Source organism: Pseudomonas sp. JL27(2026) (assembly GCF_056933555.1).
The window spans coordinates 1,339,494-1,363,122 of record NZ_CM167794.1; the positions used below are offsets into that span (position 1 = coordinate 1,339,494).

Below are 23,629 nucleotides of genomic sequence, written 5' to 3' on the forward strand. Positions count from 1 at the left end.
ATCAATGCGATGCAGCAGGTGCAGTGATGGCAGAGACAGATAGCAATGACAAAAAAGCGTTCTTGCTGACGGGTATCGACAAGCTGTTTCCCAAGCTCGAAAGCCTTCGGGCGAAAGTCGATGGCTTCAAGACCCACCTTGAGGCAACCGGCCTGGGCAAGCTGGACATCAGCGGTTTGTTCAAGGGCGGCAGCGTGATCACGCCCTTCGTGGACGGCATCAAGTCGGCCGCGGCGTTCGAGGGCAAATTGGCTGATGTCAGCGAGTCGGCCAAAAATGTCGACGTGCCGAGCGTGCCCAGCAGTGCCGCGCAAAACATGAACGTGTTCAGCGCGTCGATGGACAAGATCTCGGGTGCGGTCGATGCGGCGTTATTGCCGGCGGTGGGTGCGCTGGTGGTCGGGCTGGAGCCGTTGCTTACGGGCGTCGGGGCGTTGCTGGACGACAACCCGGCGCTGGTTCAAGGGATTGCGGCGGGCGCTATCGCGTTCTCCGCGATTCAAACGGCGGTGAGCGGTGCTTCACAAGCCATTGACGTGATGAACACGTTGGCCAAGACCAGCCCCATCGTGCTGGTCGCCATGGGGATCGCCGTGGCTGCCGGTTTGATCGTGGCGAACTGGAAGCCGATCTCGGCGTTTTTCGCCGGGCTTTGGCAAGAGATTGCGCCGGTTGTCATACCGATGGCGGAATTCTTCAAGACGATGTTCGCCTTCACGCCGCTGGGGATGATCATCAACCATTGGGGGGCGATCAGTCAGGTGCTCGCGGCGTTCTGGGACGTTATCAAAGCGGCGGCTTCGCTGCTGTTCGATGCGCTCAAAGTGATGTTCAGCTGGACGCCGCTGGGCCTGGTCATCGCCAACTGGGCGCCGATCAGCCGCTTTTTCGCGGCGCTCTGGGAAGGGATCAAAATCGTGGCGACGCCGATCGTAGGCTTCCTGCGAGAGCTGTTTTCCTGGATGCCGGTGAATCTGATCATCGCGAACTGGGGGCCGATCACCGGATTGTTCGCGGCCATCTGGGAGTTGCTCAAGGCGCTGACCGTGCCGGTCATGGACCTTTTGCGCAACCTGTTCAACTGGACACCGCTGGGGCTGATCATCGCCAACTGGGGAACGATCAGCGAAGTGTTCGCGGTGATCTGGGAAGGCATCAAAACCGTGGCGCTGGCAGGTTTCGGCGTGTTGAGCGGGTTGTTCATGTGGTCGCCCCTGGGGCAGATCATCGAGCAGTGGGAACCGATCACCGAATGGTTCTCCCAATGGTGGGACAAGCTGCAAGCGATCATGGCGCCGATCAAGGAGATGCTCGGCGGTGACTTCGGCGGCTTCATCGCCAAGATCACCGGCAAGGTCGAAGGATTGACCGAGGCGCAACACAAAACCAACGCAGAAGGCAAAGGTGAGTTCGCGCCGGCACTGTTTGGTGCCAGCACTGATCAACCCGCGTTGACCACAGGCTTGCCACAAAGCTCCAGCGCGCTGGTGCAACAAAGCGCCGCCAATAACCGCACGCAACTGGAAGGCGGTTTGACGGTGCGTTTCGAAAATGCCCCGGCGGGCATGCGCACCGATCAGCCGCAAACCAACCAGCCGGGCCTGACCCTCACACCGCGTGTCGGCTATCGCTCACTTTCCCTGGGAGGTTCCAATGAACTGGCGTGATCGTTTGTTGCCGGCGTCGTTTCGCGGCGTCGGTTTTTGGGTCGACCAGGCGAAAACCCCAGTCGGCCAGAAAGGCCAGTTGCACGAGTACCCGCAGCGTGACGAACCGTTCTTTGAAGGGTTGGGGCGGCAGGCGAAGATCCACGACCTGACGGCGTTTATCGTCGGTGCCGATTGCCTGGAGCAGCGTGACCAGTTGCTCAAGGCGCTGGAGGAGGGCGCGGGTGAACTGGTTCACCCGTGGCTGGGGCGGATGCAGGTCAAGGTCGGCGAATGCGAGATGACCCAGACCCGCCAGGACGGCGGTCTGGTGACCTTCACGCTGAAGTTTTATCCCGACCAGCCTGTGCCGTTTCCCACGGCGGCGGTCAATTCTCGTGAGCAACTGCTGCTCTCGACCGACAGCCTGCTGGGCTCGGCGGTGCGGCGTTTCGAGGATGCGATCAGCCTGATCAAGGCGGCACGGATTGCCGTCAAGGAGCTGCGTGATTGCCTCAAGGATGTGTATGAGGTCATCGAGCATGAGTTCAAGGAAGTGATCGAAACCTACAAGGAACTCAGTTTGCTGGTCAGGGCCGTCAAGGAACTGCCCCGTGAAGTGAGCGCCGAATTCAAGGGCTTGCTGGGCGACATCAAGGAGCTCAAGGACTTCGCCCGGGAAGGCTATCGCGGTGTGCTCGCCAATGCTTCGCAACAGGTCGAAGCGGTGAAGAAAATCGACACGCCCAAACTCACCACCGGCAAGGACACCGTGGCGGCCGCACAGGCCATGGCCAATCTGGTGCAGGACGCCGTGTTGGTGAAGCTTGGCTACAAAGTGGCGCAGATGCCGGTGGCCACGCCAGTGGTCAAACTGAACTCGACACCGTCGATTGCGCAGCAAGCGGTGCAGCCGGTCAAGCGCCTGGATGTTCCGGTGGCCGACGATGTACTGACCCTGCGCGATGCGCTCAATGATGCGATGTGGCAAGCCGCCCTCAAGGCGGACGCCGTGCACTATCAAGCGCTCAATGCCTTGCGTCAGCAGTTGTATGGTCATCTGACGGCGGTGTCGTCATCGGGTGTGCGGTTGATCACCTTGTCGCCCAAGCAGAGCCTGCCGGCACTGGTGGTCGCGTATCAGCGCTTTGGCGATGCCACGCGGGTCGGCGAAGTGATTCAGCGCAACAGTGCGGTCCATCCTGGCTTCCTGCCTCCGGCCGATTTGAAAGTCGCTGGGGAGTAAGCCATGACCGAACTGGAAAACACCGTCACCCTGACCGTGGACGGTCTGGATTATGGCGGCTGGAAAAGCGTCGAAATCAGCGCGGACCTGGAACGTCAGTTCCGCACCTTCACGCTCAACATCACCTGGCAGTGGCCGGGCCAGGCACTGGCGGTGCCGATCAAGGCTGGCGCACGCTGTCAGGTGCGGATCGGTTGCGACCTGGTGCTCACCGGGCATGTCTACAAGGCGCCGGTCAGTTACGACGGCAAGCAGATCAGCCTGTCCATCGAGGGCAGTTCGCTGACTCAGGACCTGGTGGATTGCGCGGCCATCAACCGCCCGAGCCAATGGCAGGAACAAAGCCTGTTGAGCATTGTTCAGTCCCTGGCAGCGTCCTACGGCGTGGGCGTGGTCAGCGAAATCCCGCAAATGGCGAAGCTGAGTAAGCACAGCATCGTGCCGGGCGAAACGGTGTTTCAGTCCATCGACCGCTTGCTGACCCTGTACCGGGTGTTCTCCACCGACGATGCCGAAGGCCGGGTGCTGTTGGCCAAACCCGGCAGCGGCGGACGGGCCAGCGATGCGCTGGAGTTGGGCAAGAACATTCTGTCGGCCAATGCGCCGATGGACTTCAGCCGGGTGTTCTCCGAATACCGGGTGATCGGCCAGCACAAGGGCAGCGACCAGAAAAGCGGGAGTGCCGTGAGCGAAATTTCAGGGACGGCCATCGACCCCGGAGGCACACGCAAACGGGTCACGGTGATCAGCGAAAGCACCCAACTGACCGCCGAACTGGCCCAGCAACGCGCCGACTGGGAAAGCGCCATCCGCACCGGCAAAGCGCAAACCACCACCTACCGCGTACAGGGCTGGCGACAGTCCAACGGCGATTTGTGGCGGCACAACACGTTGGTGAGGGTGCTCGACAGCGTGTTGGGGTTTGACGGCGACATGTTGATCTCCAAGGTCACTTACTCGCTGTCCGAACAGGGCTCGATCACCACCCTGCAAGTGGCGCCGCCGCATACGTTCGATGCCAATCCGGTCCCCCCCAAGAAGTCTTGAGGTTGACGCTGAACCTGTGGGGGCGGGCTTGCTCGCGAAAGCGTCTTGCCTGACACACCGCGTCGCCCCATTCGCAGGCAAACCAGCTCCCACAAAAAAGCGCCCTCGCCATTCAAGGAAAACCCAATGAGCCTACTGACACGCCTGCTGGCGCGCGGCACCGTCGTGTTCGCCAACTCGGCCAGCAAGCTGCAATCGCTGCAAATGCGCCTGACCGCCGGCGAAGTGAACGACGACATGGAGCATTTCGAACCCTACGGTTTCACCAGCAGTCCGCTGGCCGGCGCCGAAGGTATCGCGACGTTCCTCGGTGGCGACCGTTCCCACGCGGTGGTGCTGGTGGTCGCCGACCGCCGCTATCGCCTCAAGGCGCTGGCGCCCGGTGAGGTGGCGATCTACACCGATGAAGGTGACAGGGTCCACTTCAAGCGTGGGCGCATCATCGACATCGAAACCACCACACTGAACATCCGCGCCAGCACCGCCGTGAACATCGACACGCCGACACTGACCCAGACCGGCAAGATCATCTCTCAGGGCGATCAGGTCGCGGGCGGTATCAGCCAGATCAAACACGTGCACTCGGGCGTTCAGTCGGGCAGTGGCCAGACCGGCGCCCCCGCAGGAGGTCAGTGATGTTCATCAGTCATGACCTCAAGACAGCACTGACCCGTTCGGTGCTGATCAGCCTCTTTACCTGGCGCCGCGCTGCCGACGACGACCTGCTCGATGACGAGGAGCGATTCGGTTGGTGGGGCGACAGTTTCCCCTCCGTGGCCGATGACCGCATCGGTTCGCGGCTGTGGCTGCTTCGACGGGTCAAGTTGACCCGACAGACCCAGATGGACGCCGAATTCTATGCCCGTGAAGCCCTGCAATGGCTGATCGACGATGGTCATTGCAGCGCTATCGAAGTCATCAGCGAACGCCTCGACGCCCAGCGCCTGAACCTGCGTACGGTGCTGATCCTGGCCGATGGCGAGCGTCTGGACATCAACCCCGATAACAGTTGGCAGGTGACCTATGCCGTTTGAAACGCCTTCGCTGCCGGTGCTGATCAAACGCACCCAAAGCGACCTGGCCAGCGATTCGCTGCGCCAGTCCGATGCGCAAGTGCTGGCCCGAACCCTGGGTGGTGCAGCCTATGGCCTGTATGGCTATCTGGACTGGATCGCCGAGCAGATTCTGCCGGACAAAGCCGATGAGTCCACCCTGGAACGCATCGCCGCACTTCGCCTCAACCAGCCGCGTAAAGCGGCCCAACCCGCCAGCGGCACCGTGAGCTTCATGGCGGGTGCCGGCGCGGTGCTGGACGTCGATACGCTGCTGCAATCGAGTGACGGTCGCCGCTACAAAGTGACTGCCGCCCGTACCACCGGCAATGGCCTCAACAGCACCACCATTGCCGCGCTGGATGCCGGTGCCCTCGGCAATGCCGACGCCGGGATGACATTGATCTCGGCGCAACCGATCCAGGGCATTGTCGGCCCCTACACCGTGCTGGCGCCGGGACTGACGGGCGGTATCGCCCGTGAAAGTCTTGAATCGCTGCGCTCGCGGGTGATTCGCTCGTACCGCATCATCCCTCACGGCGGCTCGGCGCAAGACTACGAAACCTGGGCGCTGGAGTGTCCGGGCATCACGCGTGCCTGGTGCCGTGGCAGTTACCTGGGGCCAGGCACGGTGGGGCTGTTCGTGATGCGTGACGACGACCCGCAACCGGTTCCGGACACGGCGCAACTGGCCGTCGTCCACGCCCATATCGAGCCGTTGCGGCCGGTCACCGCGCAGTTGCATGTGCTGGCGCCGGTGCAGGTGCCGGTGACCTACCGCTTGCGCCTGACGCCCGACACCAGCGCCGTGCGCGCTGCGGTCGAAGCGCAACTGCGTGACTTGCACAACCGCGAAGCGGGGCTGGGCGAAACCCTGTTGTTGAGCCACATCCGCGAGGCCATCAGCAGCGCCACCGGCGAGCACGACCACACTCTGGTCGCGCCGGTCGCCGACGTCTCTGCCGCGAGCAATCAGTTGCTCACGTTCGGGGGCTGCATATGGCAGGCATAAGAACCGCCGCGCAGTACCAGGCCCAACTGCGCAGCCTGCTGCCCAGCGGCCCGGCGTGGGACCCGGAACGCGTGCCGGAACTGGAACAGGTGCTCGAAGACGTGTCCGAGGAACTGGCACGGCTGGACGCCCGCGCCGCCGACCTGCTCAACGAAATGGACCCGGCCGGCGTCAGTGAACTGGTACCGGACTGGGAGCGGGTGATGAACCTGCCTGACCCGTGCCTGGGGCTGACGCCGCTGTTCGATGATCGCCGCCTCGCGGTACGTCGCAGGCTGCTCGCGGTCGGCAGTCAGGCCGTCAGTTACTACGTGGAAATCGCCCGCACCCAAGGCTACCCGAACGCCAGCATCACCGAACTCGAGGCCCCGCGTATGGGCCGCGCGCGTTTCGGTTCGGCGCACTTCGGCACCTGGCAGGCGCAATTCATGTGGACCCTCAACACCGGTGGCCGCCTGCTGCTGGGCCGTCGCTTTGGCGCCAGTTACTGGGGCGAGCGCTTCGGCATGAATCCAGGCTCGGCGCTGGAGTGTTTGATCCACCGCAGTGCGCCGGCTCATACCCGGGTGCACATCAATTATGACTAGAGGATAGAAAAGTGGATTACCCAAAGAGTGTGCCCAGCGCAGGGCTGGTCAATGGAAAGTTTGTCGATGAAAACCCGGTTGCCGGGACGCCGGGTTCGTTGATTCCGGCAGCGTGGGGCAATGGGGTTACCGAAGAAATCACCAACGTTATTAAAGCGGCCTCTTTGGTGCCATCAGAAGGTGACAGCAGTCAGCTAAAACAAGCCATTACAAAACTTGTAAGTGACAGAGTACCGGGTGCTGCCAGCGAGTCGTCTGCCGGGACTTTGAAAGTTGCCACTCAGGAGCAAGTCAACGCCGGGGTGGATGAAACGGTCGCTGTGACGCCCAAGAAGATGAAGGCTGGGTTCACGCTGTTTAATAGTTTAAGTGGACGTGTTGGATACTTGGCATTTCCATCGTGGTTGGGCGGTTTTGTTATTCAGTGGGGAGAAGTTGGTAACTCGCTGGCGGATGTGTATACGACGCTTCCAGTGAGTTTTAACAGCAATTTTATGTCAGTTATAGTGTGTAACGGTTACACGGTTGACTCCGGTAAGATTGGTTGTGTTGCTGCTTCCCCATATGGCTTGGGGTCGTTTGTTTCCAGAGGATCCAGTGAGCATTTGGGTGCTAATTTTATTGCGTTGGGGCGGTGAGGCGAATCATGAAAATATATTGGAGTAGTTCCTCCAGAAGTTATTTTGACTCGAGAGTAAATACAGTGCTGCCGGAAGACGCGATTGAAATATCGGTTGAACATCGAGACGAGCTAATGGCCGGGGCACAGCGTAACTGTATTGTTGTTGCAGGCCCTGATGGACGACCGACTCTGCAAGAACTTCCGTCTTGTGCAGTGGAGGATGCGACTGCCTTGGAGCGCACATGGCGGGACTCGCAGTTGCTGGAAACAGATGGGCCTGTCGCCAGGCATCGTGATGAGCTGGAAGCCGGAGATAAAACCACGTTGTCAGCAATACAATACGACACCTTGCAGGCTTATCGCCGTGACTTGCGAGCCTGGCCCACCTCTCTAAAGTTTCCTGTGACTGCACAGCGGCCGTCACTGGTTTTGCCGGTTGCTGTTGCGGCCGTTCCGGTCCGGAAAACACGGGCCAGGAAAGTTGTAGCGCCAGTAGAGCTTTCTCTCTCCTGATAGCGTTGTTGGTACCGGCACGCAGAGTCGCCAACTCTGGCGGACGAAATAATCAAGTCTTGAGTTTTATACCTTTCATAGAGACTGTTGACTGAAATGCCCAGTGCATTGCAGTGGGTTTATTTGTCCGTCAATCAATAGATAATTAATCAGGAGCAGGTTATTGGACTATCCAAAAAGTTTACCCGGCGTAGGGCTGGTCAATGGAAAGTTTGTCGATGAAAACCCTGTCATGGGGACACCGGGTTCATTGATTCCGGCAGGGTGGGGCAATGCGGTGACAGCAGAGATTCTGGCCGTGATCAAGCAGGCCGATCTGGTGCCCAACGAGGCTGACAATGATCAACTGAAGGCTGCCATCGCGGTGCTGCTTAGCCGCAAGCTCGCAGAAACGCTGGTGCAGGCCACTGAATCAGCCTTTGGCTGGGCCAGGATTGCCTCGCAACAGCAGGTCGACGGCAGGGTCGATTCTACAACCTTCATCACCCCTCGGACCCTTGCCACACAGTTCCCCTATCGCGGGGTCAAGATGTTTGATAAGCCCGGTGTCTTTATCTGGGTGGTCCCGACGGGTGTGACAAAAGCCTGGGTTGAGGTGTATGGCGGTGGCGGTGGCGGCGGGTTCAGCACCGTTGCTCCGGGCCCTACGGGTGGGGCAGGCGCTGGCGTTGCCAAAAAACTGGTCACGCTGGTTCCTGGGGCATCCGTGAAGGTCAGTGTGGGAGCCGGTGGCGCCGGGTCCGTCTCCAATGAAGCGAGAGGCGGTAACGGAGGTGACAGCAGTTTCGGCGATGTGCTTTCGGCCGCTGGCGGCGAAGGTGGTTACCCGAACACCCAAATACTGCCGAGCGCTCCTTTAGGGGTCGGTGGGGATATCAATTACCGGATTGGTTATGGGCATGCGCCGATTGCCTACTCTAATGGCGGATTTTTCGGTGGGGATGGTGGCGGTGGAGAAAGTGCGGGTGCTGGTTATGATCCATCGGCTCCGAGCCAGCCAGGCATGGGAGGTGGTGGGCGAACGGTTACTAGTGGTGCTAGCGGTGCCCCCGGTGCTGTAAGAATTTTTTACTGATGAGGTGCTCTATGTGGGCTCGAATTGAAGGAAACGTTGTTGCCAATGTCACCACTGTAGATCCCGAGGGACGATTTCATCCTTCATTTATTTGGGTCTCCTGCCCGCCAGACGTGGTGCCCGGCATGCACTATGACGGAGAGAAGTTTGAGGTTCCGCAGATACCTGAGTTGTCTTCCGATGAACTGGCTAAAAACCTGCTTGTTGAACGTGACCGGTTGCTCTGGGTGGCGGCGATACGCATCGCTCCCCTTCAGGACTCTGTTGATTTGAATGAGGCGACCGCGGCAGAAGTCGAGAGCCTCAAACAGTGGAAGCAGTACCGAGTGCAATTGAACCGTATCGAACAGCAAACACACTATCCGCTGAGCATCGAATGGCCTGATTTACCTCAGTCTGTTTCACAACTGGCAGAGATGCAGATAATGCCGCAGCCACAAAATATGACGCTGGCCCGTAAAGTTACGGACTTTATTCTCCAGCGTTAAAACCGTACTACAGCGATTCACTATCAACTTCGTTCCAGGAGTGGTGACTCCCACCGCTTGATTGGGAATGAAACCCATCAGATCTCCAATCTGGATCATGGTTCTTACTTTATGGTTACAGTGATCTACGCAACGCCGTCTCTCGGCAGCGTTGGTGCTGTCTGATTGATAGGGATCCTGGATCGTTAACATTTGAGTAAAGAACAGGATCGCAGGTCATGCCGTTAACTGAGTCACAACTCCTTGAAATCATGCCCAACGCCCGCTCCCAAGCGGGCGTTTTCATTTCTGTCCTGAACACCGCCATGGCTCGCCATCAGATCAACAGCCCCAAACGCATTGCCGCTTTCCTTGCGCAAATCGGTCATGAGTCGGGGCAGTTGCGGTATGTGCGTGAGTTGGGCGGTGATCAGTACCTGAGCAAATACGACACCGGTACGCTGGCCATTCGTTTGGGCAATACGCCTGAAGCCGATGGTGACGGTCAGCGCTACCGGGGGCGTGGGTTGATCCAGATCACCGGCCGCGACAACTATCGCCGATGCAGCCTCGGGCTGTTCGGCGATGAGCGTTTGCTGACACTGCCGCAGTTGCTGGAGCAGCCGCAATGGGCGGCCGAGTCGGCGGCCTGGTTCTGGGCGCTGAACGGGTTGAATGAACTGGCCGATCGTGACCAGTTCAACACCATCACCCGCCGCATCAACGGCGGGTTGAACGGGCTGCAAGAGCGTTTGCAGCTCTGGGTGCGGGCGAGGGCGGTGCTATGCCTGCCTTCGGCCTGATCCCGACGTCTTACCGGGTAATCGGTGTTGCTGTGCTGCTGGCCATTGTGGCGAGCAGCGCAGCGGCGCTGTCCTGGCATATTCAGGAATGGCGTTACGGTCGGAAACTGGCGGAACTTGCCAGGGCCCAGGCTGAAACGCTGAGCCAACAGACCCTGGCGGCGGCGACCCAACAGCGCACCGAACAGGACAAGCGACTGGCGCTGGAGCAACGGCTCCAGGCCAGCGATCACACTTATTCAAAGGCCTTGAGCGATGCACAACAGGATCAAGGTCGTTTGCGCGACCGTCTTGCCACTGCTGATGTGCGCCTGTCAGTCATCCTCGACAGCCGTGATGCCGGCGCCGGTTGTGGACTGCCAGCCCCCGCCGCCACCGGCGGCGTGGTTCATGCAGCCACACGCGCCCGACTTGAGCCGGCGCATGCTCAACGAATTATCGGCATCACCGACGCAGGAGACCGGGGACTGATTGCCTTGCAGGCCTGTCAGGCCTATATCAGGGCATTGGCGCGCTGATATTTTGATTGAAACTGCGCCTTGCAAGCGCCTTCTGCTCCTGTAGGGTAGGCCTTGTGTCAGCCCGATCAGGAGAAAGTCGTGAACGAAATCACCCAGCTTGCCGCTGAACTTGGTCGGCGTTTGCAAGTGCTCAATGCCCACGTCAGCACCGCGGAGTCCTGCACGGGCGGCGGGATCGCCGAGGCAATTACCCGGGTGGCCGGCAGCTCGGCCTGGTTCGAGGCCGGTTATGTCACCTATTCCAATCGTCAGAAAACCCTGCAACTGAATGTACCGGCCGGGTTGTTCACTCAGGTGGGGGCCGTCAGCCGCGAGGTGGTCGAGGCCATGGTGCGCGGCGCCCAGCACAAGAGCCATGCGCGTTTTGCCGTGGCGGTCAGCGGCATTGCCGGGCCGGACGGTGGTTCGCCGAACAAACCGGTGGGCACCGTCTGGCTGGCCTGGGGTGTCGGCGAGGCGGTGTATGCCGAGTGCCGGCACTTCTCCGGCAACCGCGATGACGTCCGCCGACAAACGGTGAAGGCCGCGCTAGAGGGGCTGCTGCAGCATGCGGCCGGAGAAATCTCAAATCAGGGGTAGGCGATCCCGAAACGCTGTGGAATAATACTGGCTACTTATACAGGTGTTGGCCGTCAGGCCTTATTGATTACGTGAGGACTTTAATGGACGACAACAAGAAGAAAGCCTTGGCTGCGGCCCTGGGTCAGATCGAACGTCAATTCGGCAAGGGTGCCGTAATGCGTATGGGCGATCAGGACCGTCAGGCGATCCCGGCTATTTCCACTGGCTCTCTGGGTCTGGACATCGCACTCGGCATTGGCGGTCTGCCAAAAGGCCGTATCGTTGAAATCTACGGTCCTGAATCCTCCGGTAAAACCACACTGACGCTGTCCGTGATCGCCCAGGCTCAAAAAGCGGGCGCGACCTGCGCGTTCGTCGATGCCGAACACGCCTTGGACCCGGAATACGCCGGCAAACTGGGGGTCAACGTTGACGACCTGCTGGTTTCCCAGCCGGACACCGGCGAACAAGCCCTGGAAATCACCGACATGCTGGTGCGTTCCAACGCCGTTGACGTGATCATCGTCGACTCCGTGGCCGCCCTGGTGCCGAAAGCTGAAATCGAAGGCGAAATGGGTGACATGCACGTGGGCCTGCAAGCCCGTCTGATGTCCCAGGCGCTGCGTAAAATCACCGGTAACATCAAGAACGCCAACTGCCTGGTGATCTTCATCAACCAGATCCGGATGAAAATCGGCGTGATGTTCGGCAGCCCGGAAACCACCACGGGTGGTAACGCGCTGAAGTTCTACGCTTCGGTTCGTCTGGACATCCGCCGTACCGGCGCGGTGAAAGAGGGTGACGAGGTTGTGGGTAGCGAAACCCGCGTCAAGGTTGTGAAGAACAAGGTTGCCTCGCCGTTCCGTCAGGCTGAGTTCCAGATTCTTTACGGCAAGGGCATCTACCTCAACGGTGAGATGATTGACCTGGGGGTTCTGCACGGCTTCGTTGAGAAGTCCGGTGCATGGTATGCCTACAACGGCAGCAAGATCGGTCAGGGCAAGGCCAACTCGGCCAAGTTCCTGGCAGAGAACCCGGACATCGCGGCGACCCTTGAGAAACAGATTCGCGACAAACTGCTGACGCCGACTGCTGACGTCAAAGCATCTCCGGTTAAAGAAACCGCAGATGACCTGGCTGATGCTGATATCTGATTGATCCAATGACCGCCGTACTCGATACCCTCGTCGCGGTGCGGCGAACGGCAATGGACCTGCTCGCGCGACGCGAGCATGGTCGAGTCGAGCTGACGCGTAAACTGCGTCAGCGCGGCGCTCCTGATGAAATGATCGGCACAGCGCTCGACCGTCTGACGGAAGAAGGCTTGCTGTCCGAAGCCCGCTACCTTGAAAGCTTTGTTTCCTACCGCGCCCGTTCCGGCTACGGCCCTTTGCGTATTCGTGAAGAGTTGAGTCAACGCGGCTTGCAGCGTGCCGATATTGAGCTTGCTTTGCGCGAAAGCGGCATCAGTTGGCAAGAGCAACTGGAAGACACTTGGCGGCGTAAGTTTGCCGGGCATTTACCGATAGATGCCCGTGAGCGCGCCAAGCAAGGCCGCTTCCTCGCCTATCGGGGATATTCCATGGAAATGATCGGCCGCTTGTTCAGCGGCCGTGGGATGGACGATTGACTGAAACGGCCCGCTACTTCGATAGCCGGGCCGTTTTTTTATGTGACTTTGACCGGCTCACGGGCCCGCTGTTGTGTCTTGGCCTGTGCCGGGGCCCAGTTTTCCGGCAAGTTGATGTAGTCGACCAACTCCCTTAGACGTCCGTGATCACGAGCATTGAAGGTAAATGTCAGTCGAGTCAGGTGGCTGAACTGTGCTTCGTCATGTTCATCGCCTGCATAGGCATGCTGATGGAAATGATCGCTCAAGCACAGGTCGGCGAATGCGGACTGCATGTGTTCGAGCGCCCGATCATTGAGCGTGTGGTTCATGCGGATCACAAACTGATGCTTGAGCCAGCGACTGGAATGGAAGTTCAGGTAGAACTGATTGATCTCCTGGACGGCCTCTTCGGTGTTGTTTACCAGACGCATCAGCTTCATGTCGGTGGGCAGGATGTAGCGGTTGGCCTCCAGTTGGTTCTTGATGAAGTCCAGGGCACCTTGCCAGAAATGACCGCCTGGGGTGTCCAGCAGGACCACTGGCACCAGCGGGCTTTTGCCGGTCTGGATCAGGGTCAGTACTTCCAGGGCTTCGTCCAGCGTGCCAAAACCGCCAGGGCAAAGGACCAGCGCATCGGCTTCCTTGACGAAGAACAGTTTGCGGGTAAAGAAAAAGTGAAACGGCAGCAGGTTGTCCGTGCCGTCGACGGTCGGGTTGGCATGTTGTTCGAAGGGCAGGGTGATATTGAATCCAAGACTGTGATCCCGCCCAGCCCCTTCATGGGCAGCCGCCATGATTCCACCACCGGCACCGGTGATGACCATCAAGTTTGATTGAGCGAGTTTTTCGCCCAGCTCCCGGGCCAGGGCGTACAGCGGGTGTTCGACAGGCGTACGTGCGGAGCCGAAAACGGTGACTTTACGTCGTCCCTTGAACTGCTCCAGCACGCGGAAGGCGTGCTCCAGTTCGCGCAAGGCTTGCAGGGTGATCTTGGCATTCCAGCGGTTGTGGTCTTCTTGCGCCATGCGCAAGACAGTCAACATCATGTCGCGATAAATTGGAATATTCGGGCTATTGGGTGAAACCAGGTTGAGTTGTTCTTCGATCTTGCTGGTGAGATCGACGCCGTTGCTTTGAAAATGACGTACGAGTAGGTCATTCGGTTGGTAAGGCATTCAACTTCTCCTTCTACACAGAACCTTCGGCCCGAACGAGAAATTCGCCCGAGCCACGACACTGCTTGTGTCGCTGTCAGCCCGCAAAGAGGGCTGGGCACCACACCCGACTCGACATGGCCATGAAGTGCTGAGTGGCGGTCGAGTCATCCAGACGGGCTCTGTTTATCCCTTGGATGAAAGAAACGTTCGCACTGCAAGACTCTGAATGGGCAGCCCCTTTTCTGCCTTGAACGTTGAACATGAATACACTGAATCTAGACGCTCGCGGTGAGTTGCGCTGACTTGATCATGGTCCTCGAAAGTCTTCACTGGCAATCACTTATTGCGGGTTTGCAACCGGTTTTCACCGCCCGTCAGAACCTGTGCCGAATGCTCGGGGCTCTGATTTACTGAGTGACAGACATAACAAGACAGCATTGCGTTGGGGGCACGCCGCAAGGCTGACGAGTTGTGGGGGAATTATCGCGCAATGACTGGCGATCACGTGCACGGAGGCGGGTATGACCCTGGTTATTCTGGAGATCGATACGCAGCTGTATCGATTATTGCAATCGGCGGCCGAGCACAATCATGTAAGCCTGGAAGATGAATGCCGTCGGCGCCTGGAAGGCAAAGAACAGCGCTCGCCCTACTTGCAGGCGCTGGTGGCGGAACTGCGCGCCGATGATGAGCAACGGCGCGCCGGCTCGCAGTGATTACTTCTTCTTTTGTGCAGGTTGCGCCGGGCAATCCGATTCCTGGAACTTGGCCGATGCCACTGGGCGGTTGGTTTTGTTCTCGGTGAACTCGTAACGCATGATCGCGCCTTGAGCCATCAGTTTGCGGTAGTTCGGGTTACGGCAAACGCTGGCACCCAGTTGCAGGTAAACCGCTTTTGGATTGGCACGCATCTGCTCGGCATAGCTTGATTGCACGCTGAGGTGGTCAACCAGTTCCTTGCCTTCGACGGTATAGCCTTGGTCGAGAATGTTCTCACTGATTTCCCGAGGCAGACCGACGTTACTTTCCGCTGCAACCTTTTCCAGCATTTTGCTCAGGTTCATATCTTTCAGCGAGGCGGCCTGCGCGCTGAACGGCAGGGCCAGCAGAAGGGCGGCGGTTGGAACGATAAGGCGCAGCATGAAACTCTCCTGGGTCAGTGACTGGTGCTTCGACCAGCCACGAGGCTGTGCGTTCAGTGGCGGCGGATTATAGGGGAGAGGGTTTGGACGGTACAGGTTTGTACGGGCCGCTCTGATAAACTGCCGCGACTTTTTACCCTTTCGAGTGTGTTTCGTGTCGATTTGCCTTCCCTGCCGGCGTTGCCAGCCATGAGTCATGCCGTTCCACGCTTTGCGATGAACGCCGTCGCCCGCCTGCGCGATGAACGAGAAGAAGAGAGCACCAAGCCTTTTCTGGCCCGTGGTTCAAGGGCGCCTCGTTGCCATTCGTGCCGTGTGATCGAGAGCCACTGCCTGTGCGACTGGCGTCCACAGGTTCAGGCTCGGGCCGGGGTGTGCTTGATCATGACGAGGAAGGAAGTATTCAAGCCAAGCAATACCGGCTGGCTGATCGCGGATGTGGTCACCGACAACTTTGCCTTTATCTGGTCGCGCACCGAGGTTGATCCCGAGTTGCTTAAACTGCTCTCGGACCCGCAATGGCAGCCTTATCTGGTCTTTCCCGGTGAGTACGTGGCCCAGGAACGAGTGACCCACACGGTCGACACGGCTTGTGAAAAACGTCCGCTGTTTATTCTGCTGGATGCCACCTGGACCGAAGCGCGGAAGATTTTCCGCAAGAGTCCCTATTTTGACGGGTTCCCGATCCTGAGCCTGCTGCCCGAGAAACTCTCCCGTTACCGTTTGCGCCGCTCGACCCGCAGCGAGCACCTGTGCACAGCAGAGGTGGCGGCCTTGTGCCTCGACCTGGCGGGGGATCAGGATGCTGCATCGGCGCTGGGCGCGTATTTTGATGTCTTCAGTCAGCACTACCTGGATGCCAAGCATCAACTGGAGCTGGATGTCTCGACACCCGCTCATACCGAACTGCTGCCCTTTGTCCGGCAGGCAGCGCCTGCCATCTGCTGAGCGTCGCCCATACTGACAACCATTGGCGTGCGGCTTGACCACCCCGGCTTCGCTGGGCATCCTTGGCGCCGATTAGGGTGCGGCCGATGATTGAAACGCCGGTTTTATGGGTTCTTGGCGTTGAACGTGCCCTGTTGGTGCCGCTTTGTGGCGGCACCTCGCGTTGTTTGGGTGAGGCTTGAATGCATCAAGCCAGCCATGAAAAACAGGATCATTTGAAAAATGGCCACATACGAAATCCTGATTGCCGATGACCATCCACTTTTTCGTAGCGCGCTGCATCAGGCCGTGACCCTGGGCCTTGGCCCCGAGGTTCGCCTGGTGGAAGTGGCGAGCATTGCCGAGCTCGAAACCCGTCTGACCGAGAAAGCTGACTGGGATCTGGTGTTGCTGGACCTGAACATGCCCGGTGCCTATGGTTTCTCCGGGTTGGTGCTGTTGCGCGGTCAATACCCGCAAATTCCGGTGGTGATGGTGTCGGCTCAGGAAGAAGCGTCAATCATGGTGCGCTCCCGTGAGTTCGGGGCCAGCGGCTTCATTCCCAAGTCGAGTTCACTGGACGTGATCCAGAAAGCCGTGCGAGCGGTGCTGGATGGCGATGTCTTCTGGCCGCCGCAGGCATTCGAAGCTGTCAGTGTTTCAGACGAAGCCAAGGCTGCCAGCGAAGGCCTGGCGAGTCTGACACCGCAGCAGTTTCGCGTCTTGACCATGGTCTGCGAAGGTTTGCTGAACAAGCAGATTGCCTATGAGCTGAGCGTTTCGGAAGCGACGATCAAGGCCCACGTTACTGCGATTTTTCGCAAGCTGGGCGTGCGGACCCGCACTCAGGCTGCTTTGCTGTTGCAACAACTTGAGTCAATTTCGAGCCATTAAGGGCTTACGTGTTCACGCTTTTTTGACTTTTATTGGTCTAGTTTTCCCACTCCTTTTGGTTCAGTTGCCTACTCTATGTCGCCTTTCAAAGGTCAAACCGGTCTCAAGCGCATTCTCAATGCAGGTGGTTACTCCCTCGACGGCTTGCGTGCAGCCTTCACCGGCGAAGCCGCTTTCCGTCAATTGGTCTTGCTCAATGTCATTTTGATTCCGGTGACGTTCCTGCTGAACGTCAGCCGCGTCGAACGGGCCGTGCTGATTGCCGTTTGTCTGCTGGCGCTGATTGTCGAGCTGCTGAACTCTGCCGTGGAAGCGGCCATCGACCGGATTTCCCTTGAGCGCCACCCACTGTCGAAAAACGCCAAGGACATGGGCAGCGCCGCTCAGTTCGTGGCCCTGAGCATGATCACGCTGGTGTGGGCGGTGATTCTGATCTAATGCTTCAGGCGATGGTTGGCAGGACGATCTCGTCGCTGCGCTGAACCCCTGCGGTGAAAGCGCGGCACAGGTCGAGGAATTCGCGCATGGCCGACGTCTGATATTTCTGCTTGTGCCAGATGAAATAGAACTGCCGCGCCAGGTCCAGGTCCGGCGTTTCCACTGCCACCAGGCTGCCGCGTCGGAACGCATCGCGAAGTGCCAGTCGCGAAATGCACCCAATCCCTAAACCTGACTCCACCGCGCGCTTGATCGCTTCGGTGTGTTCCAGTTCGAGCCGGATATTCAGCGCGCTGCGGTGATGGCGCATGGCTTGATCGAAGGTCAGGCGCGTGCCGGACCCCTGTTCGCGCAGGATCCATGCTTCGTGGGTCAGTTCATCCATGGTCGCGGTGCCACGTTTGGCCAGCGGATGCTGGGGCGCGCAGAACACCACCAGTTCGTCCTCGACCCAGGTTTGCACTTCGATGTCCGGGTGGCTGCAGTCGCCTTCGATTAGACCCAGATCAATTTCATAGTGCGCAACCTGTTGCACGATATGCGCGGTGTTCTGCACATGGAGTTTGACCTGGCTTTCGGGGTGAACCTGCATGAAGCTGCCGATCAGCAAGGTCGCCAGGTAATTGCCGATGGTCAGCGTGGCGCCGACGGCGAGCGAGCCGAAACCGGACTTGCCATTGAGCAGGTCTTCGATTTCCTTGGCCTGATCCAGCAAGGCCACCGCCTGTGGCAACAGCTGTTTGCCCAGGGCGTTGAGGCTCAGCCGTTTGCCAGCGCGGTCGAACAGCTGGCAGCTGGACTGGCGCTCAAGCTCGGTAATAGAGGTGCTGGCGGCCGATTGCGAGAGGTTGAGCAGGCCCGCAGCACGCGATACGCTCTCTTGCTGAGCGACAGCGACGAAGACTTGAAGTTGACGTAGAGTAAATCGCATATCTATATAACCGATAACCCTTATCTTAATAATCCATTTAACAGATATTGTCGCCGCCATTAGAATGCTATGCAATTGCGCTCAGCTCATTTGGCGCAGAGCATGCGCAAACAAATTTCCAGGAGTCCCCCGTACATGAGCAACATGAACCACGAGCGTGTCCTCAGTGTTCATCACTGGAACGACACTCTGTTCAGCTTTAAGTGCACCCGCGATCCGGGCCTGCGCTTCGAGAACGGTCAGTTCGTGATGATCGGCCTGCAACAACCAAACGGCCGCCCGCTTATGCGCGCTTACTCGATTGCCAGCCCGAACTGGGAAGAGCATCTGGAATTCTTCAGCATCAAGGTTCCCGATGGTCCGCTGACGTCGCAGTTGCAGCACCTGAAGGAAGGCGACGAGATCATCATCAGCAAGAAACCGACCGGCACCCTGGTACTGGACGACCTGAAGCCTGGCAAACACCTTTACCTGCTCAGCACCGGTACCGGTCTGGCGCCGTTCATGAGCGTCATCCAGGACCCGGAAACCTACGAGCGTTTCGAAAAAGTGATCCTGTGCCACGGCGTGCGTTACGTCAACGAAGTCGCTTACCGCGAGTTCATCACCGAGCACCTGCCGCAGAACGAGTTCTTCGGCGAAGCGCTGCGTGAGAAGTTGATCTACTACCCGACCGTGACCCGCGAGCCGTTCGAGAACGAAGGCCGTCTGACCGACCTGATGCGCAGCGGCAAGCTGTTCAGCGACATCGGCCTGCCGCCGATCAATCCTGAAGACGACCGCGCCATGCTCTGTGGTAGCCCGAGCATGCTCGACGAGACCAGCGAAGTGCTCAACAGCTTCGGCCTGAAAGTATCGCCGCGTATGCGTGAGCCGGGTGACTACCTGATCGAACGAGCGTTCGTCGAGAAGTAAGCCCATCCCTCTGGGATCGTACTTGTGTGGGAGCGGGCTTGCTCGCGAAAGCGGTTTAGCATTCAGCAATGATGTTGGCTGAACGTCTGCTTTCGCGAGCAAGCCCGCTCCTACATTGGATTTGCGTCCCCTAAAAAGCCCGCGTTGCCTGAGAAGGCAGCGCGGGCTTTTTCGTTTCCGGGGTTCAGACGTTGGCGGGGATGACTTCGAGTACGCGGATCAGCCCGGCTTGCGGGTAATGCCAGCGCACGTCCAGGTCCCAGAACTGCGCGCCGTATTCGCGCTCGGGGGCAGGCGTCTGGTAGGCCGGGCGTGGGTCTTGCGCCAGGCATTGCTCAATCAGTTCGACCAGGGGTTCTTCAAGGCGCTGAGCGTGCGTGTGAGCCTGTTGCAGGGCGGTATCTGCCCACCGCACCGGAATTAGCAGTGGCGCGCTGCTGGCGATCGCATTGGACGCCTCAGGGATGATGTCGGCGTAGGGCACATAGGGTTTGATGTCGAGAATCGGCGTGCCGTCCAGCAGGTCGATGCCGGAGATCCACAGGCGATTGGCTTCAACCTTGTCCAGCTTGACCACCGATTGGCCGATGCCATTGGGGCGATGGGTTGCGCGGGTGGCGAAAACGCCCATGGACTTGTTGCCCCCCAGGCGCGGCGGGCGGACTTTGAGCCGAGGCTTGTCTTCCAGCGCCTGATGAAACAGGAACAGCAGCCAGACATGGCTCACCTGTTCCAGGCCTTGCACGGCATCGCCCTGATCGAACGGCGCCACCAGTTCCAGAATGCCGCGTGCGGCCGGCGCCAGTTGCGGTTGGCGCGGTATGGCGAACTTTTCCTTGAAGCAGGAACGCACAAAGCCGATGGGGGAAACGCTGTAGGTCATGGTCTGGGGTCAAAGCGGGATGTGGGCGGGCATGATAACCCGAGCGAACGCTGGATCGGTGGTGGCAGTCAGTCCGCTATCGTCGCTGAGCTCACTGGCAGGGCCAGGAGTGAAGCGGGCGGCAAGCATGATCGCTCACCGCCGCTTGAGGGATCAGGCGCGAACGCGCAGGGTCAGGCCCTTGAGGAAGTTGCGCAGCAACTGGTCGCCGCACGGGCGATAGTTGGTGTGGCCGAACTTGCGGAACAGGGCGCTTAGCTCAGGCTTGGACACCGGGAACTCGGCGGCCTTGAGGATTGCGTGCATGTCGTCTTCTTTCAGTTCGAAGGCCACGCGCAGTTTTTTCAGGATGATGTTGTTGGTCACCGGCACTTCGATCGGCTGCGGCGGACGGCTGTCGTCCTTGCCACGCTTGAAGATCACCAGGCCATCGAGGAAGTGGGCCATGACCACGTCCGGGCAGCGCACGAAGCCTTCCTCGTCTTCCTCTTTCTTGTCGAGGTACGTCACCAGGTCTTCCAGGCTCACGTCCATGCCGCCGAGCTTGATGATTTCGATGACTTTCTTGTCGCTGATGTCGAGCATGTAGCGCACGCTGCGCAGTACGTCGTTATGAATCATGTGTCAGTCCTGATCATTGTGCTGTGGGCGGTGCAGGGAACTGCACCGCCGAAAAAGTGGAGCAGCCTCAGAATTTCTCTTTGGCGGACAGGTAGCGCCATTGGCCGACCGGCACTTTGCCGATGGACACGCCGCCGATACGGATGCGGCGGATGGCGATGACCTTGAGGCCGACGGCCTGGCAGAGCAGGGCGATGATCCCCGGTTGCGGGTTTTTCATCGCGAAGCGCAGGCGGTTCTCGTTCTGCCAGCTGGCTTTGACCGCTGGCAGTTCCTTGCCCTTGTAGGTCAGGCCGTGGTTCAGGCGGTTGAGGCCGTGGGCGACCATGTCGCCTTCGACTTCGACCACATACTCTTGCTCGATCTTGCTGGCGTCGGCAGTGAGTTTGCGCAGGATCTTCCAGTCCTGGGTGAACACCAGCAGGCCGCTGGCATTGGCCTGCAAGTCGGCGCTGGCGGTCAGGCGCAGGAAGTGGCCCTTGAGCGGGCGTTTGCTGAAGCGATGTTCTTCGCTCAGGGTCTCGGCGCCAAGGGTCAGCAGCGCGGCGTCTGCGTCGATGCCTGCGGGTGCGTGCAGCAGGATGGTGACAGGCTCCGGCGCAGTGGCTTTGGCTTCGGGGTCGAGTTCGACCTTTTGGGTGTCGACCTTGAACTGCGGCTCATCGATGACTTCGCCGTCCACGGTGACCCAGCCGCCCTCGATGAACAGCTCGGCCTCCCGACGGGAGCAGCCGACCAGTTCGATGAGGCGTTTGGAGAGACGAATCGGGTCAGTCATGACAGGGGCCGTTACAAAAAGGGGTGGGCATTGTACCTGCCTCGCGCCGGTTAATCGCGAGTCCATTTGCGTTGTGTGGCTTTTAGCCGCGCCGAACCTGCCGTTGGGGCTGTTTGGCGCGCATGTGCAGCAGCGGATAAGGCTGGCCCATGCCGTCGTGTTCGGAGCGGCCGATCACTTCGAAGCCTTGTTTGAAGTAAAACCCCAGGGCTTGGGGGTTCTGTTCGTTGACGTCCAGTTGATCAGCGCTGAAGTGTTCGATGGCGTAGTGCAGCAGTTGTTTGCCCAGGCCTTCGCCACGATGGTCCGGGTCGATGAACAGCATTTCGATCTTGCCTGCTGCGATGCCGGCGAACCCGGTGATGTGCTGGCGGTGATCCTTGGTGCAGATCAGCATCACCGCATCCAGGTAGCGGGTCCGGACCAGTTCTCTCAGCTGCTCGATGTAGCTGTCCGGCAGAAAGTCATGGGTGGCGCGCACCGAAGCTTCCCAGAGGCGGGTGAGTTCTTCGTAGTCGCTCTGTTTCGGTGTGTGGATGACAGAGTGTTGGCCCATGGCCGTATGCCCCTTGTGCGGTGAGTGACGCTGGAACCTGTGACTGCACAAAACGATAGACCTAAAAAAGCCCCGCATCTCGTGAAGAGAGCGGGGCTTTTCGGTTTTTTTACAGCTTAGATCTTTTCAGCCCACAGGTCGTATTCGTCGGCGTCGGTTACACGGCACCAGACCTTGTCGCCTGGCTTGAGGTCGCCCGCGCCATCGATGAAGACGTTACCGTCGATTTCCGGGGCGTCGAAGAAGCAACGGCCGACCGCGCCTTGCTCGTCGACTTCGTCGATCAGTACTTCGATGTCACGGCCGATGCGCAGTTGCAGGCGCGCCGTGCTGATGGCTTGCTGGTGCGCCATGAAGCGCTCCCAACGGTCCTGCTTGACGTCGTCCGGCACCACGTCCAGGTCCAGGTCGTTGGCGGGTGCGCCTTCGACCGGCGAGTACTGGAAGCAGCCGACGCGGTCGAGCTGGGCTTCGGTCAGCCAGTTCAACAGGTACTGGAAGTCTTCTTCGGTTTCGCCGGGGAAGCCGACGATGAAGGTCGAACGGATGATCAGGTCCGGGCAGATCACGCGCCAGTTCTTGATGCGCGCCAGGGTCTTGTCTTCGAAGGCCGGGCGTTTCATCGACTTGAGGACTTTCGGGCTGGCGTGCTGGAACGGGATGTCCAGGTACGGCAGGATTTTCCCGGCGGCCATCAGCGGGATCAGTTCGTCGACGTGCGGATACGGGTAAACGTAGTGCAGGCGGACCCAGACACCGAGGCTGCTCAAGGCTTCGCAGAGTTCGGTCATGCGGGTTTTTACCGGCGCGCCGTTCCAGAAACCGGTGCGGTACTTGACGTCGACGCCGTAGGCGCTGGTGTCCTGGGAAATCACCAGCAGCTCTTTGACGCCGGACTTGACCAGGCGCTGGGCTTCGTCGAGGACATCGCCCACGGGGCGGCTGACCAGTTTGCCGCGCATCGAGGGGATGATGCAGAAGCTGCAACTGTGGTTGCAGCCTTCGGAAATCTTCAGGTAGGCGTAGTGGCGCGGCGTCAGTTTGATGCCTTGCGGCGGCACCAGGTCGATCAGCGGGTTGTGATCCTGGCGTGGCGGCACGACCTGGTGAACGGCGTTGACCACTTGCTCGTACTGCTGAGGGCCGGTCACGGCCAGCACGCTTGGGTGTACGTCGCGGATGTTGCCTTCTTCGACGCCCATGCAGCCGGTCACGATGACCTTGCCGTTTTCCTTGATGGCTTCGCCGATCACTTCCAGGGATTCGGCCTTGGCCGAGTCGATGAAGCCGCAGGTGTTGACCACCACGACATCGGCGTCCTGGTAGGTGGACACCACGTCATAGCCTTCCATGCGCAACTGGGTAAGGATGCGCTCGGAGTCGACCAGTGCTTTGGGGCAACCCAGGGATACGAAGCCAACTTTTGGATTGGCCGGCGCAGGAGTGGTGGACATGTCTAACCTCGGTGTTTTGTGACGCCTCCAGCCGACAACGGCAAGGCGACAGACGGGCGCTTGACGCGCCTCTGATCAAAAAGTGCGCAATTCTAGCGGCGCTCCGTTCACTTGACCAGCTTTATGCAGGGAAATACGACGAGTGCTGCGCTATGCTTCGCGCCGTTAC

General features: G+C 59.4%; 28 protein-coding genes. 20 read left to right on the forward strand and 8 right to left on the reverse strand.

The genetic code is table 11. The features are described from left to right. Positions 1 to 26 precede the first annotated feature (26 nt). From AC1Z1G_RS06055 to recX, 15 genes are all read left to right on the forward strand, one after another. The gene (locus tag AC1Z1G_RS06055) at positions 27 to 1,667 is read left to right on the forward strand and encodes a phage tail protein (RefSeq protein ID WP_483625680.1); all 1,641 of its coding nucleotides are present in this window, start codon (positions 27 to 29) and stop codon (positions 1,665 to 1,667) included. Beyond that, a complete protein-coding gene (locus AC1Z1G_RS06060) occupies positions 1,654 to 2,892 on the forward strand; it encodes a DNA circularization protein (RefSeq protein WP_483625682.1) in 1,239 nt (412 codons plus the stop codon). Before AC1Z1G_RS06055 ends, AC1Z1G_RS06060 begins: the two co-directional genes overlap by 14 nt. 3 nt (positions 2,893 to 2,895) lie before the next feature. Beyond that, on the forward strand, positions 2,896 to 3,939 hold the full coding sequence (locus AC1Z1G_RS06065) for a phage baseplate assembly protein (protein ID WP_483625683.1): 1,044 nt from the start codon (positions 2,896 to 2,898) through the stop codon (positions 3,937 to 3,939). A gap of 126 nt (positions 3,940 to 4,065) precedes the next feature. Further along, positions 4,066 to 4,575, forward strand: a complete 510-nt coding sequence (locus AC1Z1G_RS06070; protein WP_483625685.1) for a phage baseplate assembly protein V — start codon at positions 4,066 to 4,068, stop codon at positions 4,573 to 4,575. After that, positions 4,575 to 4,973: a phage GP46 family protein gene (locus AC1Z1G_RS06075; RefSeq protein WP_347904444.1), complete on the forward strand. Its 399-nt coding sequence runs from the start codon at positions 4,575 to 4,577 to the stop codon at positions 4,971 to 4,973. The genes AC1Z1G_RS06070 and AC1Z1G_RS06075 overlap by 1 nt, the downstream gene beginning before the upstream one ends. Then, positions 4,963 to 6,003 carry a baseplate J/gp47 family protein gene (locus tag AC1Z1G_RS06080; RefSeq protein ID WP_483625687.1) on the forward strand — a complete coding sequence of 347 codons (1,041 nt, stop codon included), beginning with the start codon at positions 4,963 to 4,965 and terminating at the stop codon, positions 6,001 to 6,003. The genes AC1Z1G_RS06075 and AC1Z1G_RS06080 overlap by 11 nt, the downstream gene beginning before the upstream one ends. Beyond that, positions 5,991 to 6,590, forward strand: coding sequence for a YmfQ family protein (locus AC1Z1G_RS06085; protein ID WP_483625688.1), 600 nt, complete (start codon positions 5,991 to 5,993; stop codon positions 6,588 to 6,590). Before AC1Z1G_RS06080 ends, AC1Z1G_RS06085 begins: the two co-directional genes overlap by 13 nt. 11 nt (positions 6,591 to 6,601) lie before the next feature. After that, a complete protein-coding gene (locus AC1Z1G_RS06090) occupies positions 6,602 to 7,228 on the forward strand; it encodes a gp53-like domain-containing protein (RefSeq protein WP_483625689.1) in 627 nt (208 codons plus the stop codon). Positions 7,229 to 7,888: 660 nt separating this feature from the next. After that, entirely contained in the window at positions 7,889 to 8,800 is a 912-nt protein-coding gene (locus tag AC1Z1G_RS06095) for a glycine-rich domain-containing protein (protein WP_483625691.1), read from the forward strand. Between the two features lie 11 nt (positions 8,801 to 8,811). Then, positions 8,812 to 9,288 carry a tail fiber assembly protein gene (locus AC1Z1G_RS06100; protein WP_483625692.1) on the forward strand — a complete coding sequence of 159 codons (477 nt, stop codon included), beginning with the start codon at positions 8,812 to 8,814 and terminating at the stop codon, positions 9,286 to 9,288. Between the two features lie 218 nt (positions 9,289 to 9,506). Further along, on the forward strand, positions 9,507 to 10,070 hold the full coding sequence (locus tag AC1Z1G_RS06105; RefSeq protein ID WP_483625694.1) for a glycoside hydrolase family 19 protein: 564 nt from the start codon (positions 9,507 to 9,509) through the stop codon (positions 10,068 to 10,070). Then, the gene (locus AC1Z1G_RS06110; RefSeq protein WP_483625696.1) at positions 10,052 to 10,588 is read left to right on the forward strand and encodes a lysis system i-spanin subunit Rz; all 537 of its coding nucleotides are present in this window, start codon (positions 10,052 to 10,054) and stop codon (positions 10,586 to 10,588) included. The genes AC1Z1G_RS06105 and AC1Z1G_RS06110 overlap by 19 nt, the downstream gene beginning before the upstream one ends. An 81-nt stretch (positions 10,589 to 10,669) precedes the next feature. Then, a complete protein-coding gene (locus AC1Z1G_RS06115; protein ID WP_483625698.1) occupies positions 10,670 to 11,170 on the forward strand; it encodes a CinA family protein in 501 nt (166 codons plus the stop codon). Between the two features lie 83 nt (positions 11,171 to 11,253). After that, the gene (gene recA / locus AC1Z1G_RS06120) at positions 11,254 to 12,306 is read left to right on the forward strand and encodes a recombinase RecA (protein WP_483625700.1); all 1,053 of its coding nucleotides are present in this window, start codon (positions 11,254 to 11,256) and stop codon (positions 12,304 to 12,306) included. An 8-nt stretch (positions 12,307 to 12,314) separates the two neighbouring features. Continuing rightward, positions 12,315 to 12,782, forward strand: coding sequence for a recombination regulator RecX (gene recX, locus AC1Z1G_RS06125; protein WP_347904454.1), 468 nt, complete (start codon positions 12,315 to 12,317; stop codon positions 12,780 to 12,782). Between the two features lie 38 nt (positions 12,783 to 12,820). On the opposite strand, the gene AC1Z1G_RS06130 is transcribed toward recX, so the two are convergent. Beyond that, a complete protein-coding gene (locus AC1Z1G_RS06130; protein ID WP_483625702.1) occupies positions 12,821 to 13,939 on the reverse strand; it encodes an LOG family protein in 1,119 nt (372 codons plus the stop codon). A gap of 503 nt (positions 13,940 to 14,442) precedes the next feature. On the opposite strand from AC1Z1G_RS06130, the gene AC1Z1G_RS06135 reads away from it, so the two are divergent. After that, positions 14,443 to 14,637, forward strand: a complete 195-nt coding sequence (locus AC1Z1G_RS06135; RefSeq protein WP_483625704.1) for a hypothetical protein — start codon at positions 14,443 to 14,445, stop codon at positions 14,635 to 14,637. Here the strand turns inward: AC1Z1G_RS06135 and AC1Z1G_RS06140 are convergent, their stop codons facing one another. After that, complete coding sequence (locus AC1Z1G_RS06140; RefSeq protein ID WP_483625706.1) at positions 14,638 to 15,063, reverse strand: PA3611 family quorum-sensing-regulated virulence factor; 426 nt, start codon at positions 15,061 to 15,063, stop codon at positions 14,638 to 14,640. Between the two features lie 189 nt (positions 15,064 to 15,252). On the opposite strand from AC1Z1G_RS06140, the gene AC1Z1G_RS06145 reads away from it, so the two are divergent. The 3 genes from AC1Z1G_RS06145 to AC1Z1G_RS06155 all read left to right on the forward strand — a co-directional run bounded on the left by AC1Z1G_RS06145 (position 15,253) and on the right by AC1Z1G_RS06155 (position 17,322). Continuing rightward, on the forward strand, positions 15,253 to 16,011 hold the full coding sequence (locus AC1Z1G_RS06145; RefSeq protein WP_483625708.1) for a tRNA-uridine aminocarboxypropyltransferase: 759 nt from the start codon (positions 15,253 to 15,255) through the stop codon (positions 16,009 to 16,011). A 222-nt stretch (positions 16,012 to 16,233) separates the two neighbouring features. Continuing rightward, positions 16,234 to 16,884, forward strand: coding sequence for a response regulator transcription factor ErdR (gene erdR, locus AC1Z1G_RS06150; protein WP_483625710.1), 651 nt, complete (start codon positions 16,234 to 16,236; stop codon positions 16,882 to 16,884). A 75-nt stretch (positions 16,885 to 16,959) separates the two neighbouring features. Next, positions 16,960 to 17,322: a diacylglycerol kinase gene (locus AC1Z1G_RS06155; protein ID WP_483625712.1), complete on the forward strand. Its 363-nt coding sequence runs from the start codon at positions 16,960 to 16,962 to the stop codon at positions 17,320 to 17,322. A 4-nt stretch (positions 17,323 to 17,326) separates the two neighbouring features. On the opposite strand, the gene AC1Z1G_RS06160 is transcribed toward AC1Z1G_RS06155, so the two are convergent. Beyond that, the gene (locus tag AC1Z1G_RS06160; protein ID WP_347904461.1) at positions 17,327 to 18,253 is read right to left on the reverse strand and encodes a LysR family transcriptional regulator; all 927 of its coding nucleotides are present in this window, start codon (positions 18,251 to 18,253) and stop codon (positions 17,327 to 17,329) included. A 135-nt stretch (positions 18,254 to 18,388) separates the two neighbouring features. On the opposite strand from AC1Z1G_RS06160, the gene fpr reads away from it, so the two are divergent. Beyond that, entirely contained in the window at positions 18,389 to 19,168 is a 780-nt protein-coding gene (gene fpr / locus AC1Z1G_RS06165; protein ID WP_003172178.1) for a ferredoxin-NADP reductase, read from the forward strand. A gap of 184 nt (positions 19,169 to 19,352) precedes the next feature. Here the strand turns inward: fpr and tsaA are convergent, their stop codons facing one another. The 5 genes from tsaA to rimO all read right to left on the reverse strand — a co-directional run bounded on the left by tsaA (position 19,353) and on the right by rimO (position 23,460). Further along, positions 19,353 to 20,051, reverse strand: coding sequence for a tRNA (N6-threonylcarbamoyladenosine(37)-N6)-methyltransferase TrmO (gene tsaA, locus AC1Z1G_RS06170; protein ID WP_483625714.1), 699 nt, complete (start codon positions 20,049 to 20,051; stop codon positions 19,353 to 19,355). A 153-nt stretch (positions 20,052 to 20,204) separates the two neighbouring features. After that, positions 20,205 to 20,672 (reverse strand): YehS family protein, encoded by a 468-nt coding sequence (locus AC1Z1G_RS06175; RefSeq protein ID WP_347904462.1) that lies wholly within the window; start codon positions 20,670 to 20,672, stop codon positions 20,205 to 20,207. Between the two features lie 67 nt (positions 20,673 to 20,739). After that, entirely contained in the window at positions 20,740 to 21,450 is a 711-nt protein-coding gene (locus AC1Z1G_RS06180) for an rRNA pseudouridine synthase (protein WP_483625716.1), read from the reverse strand. Positions 21,451 to 21,532: 82 nt separating this feature from the next. After that, positions 21,533 to 22,006, reverse strand: a complete 474-nt coding sequence (locus AC1Z1G_RS06185) for an acetyltransferase (protein ID WP_483625718.1) — start codon at positions 22,004 to 22,006, stop codon at positions 21,533 to 21,535. Between the two features lie 116 nt (positions 22,007 to 22,122). Next, entirely contained in the window at positions 22,123 to 23,460 is a 1,338-nt protein-coding gene (gene rimO, locus AC1Z1G_RS06190) for a 30S ribosomal protein S12 methylthiotransferase RimO (RefSeq protein WP_483625720.1), read from the reverse strand. Between the last annotated feature and the right edge of the window lie 169 nt (positions 23,461 to 23,629).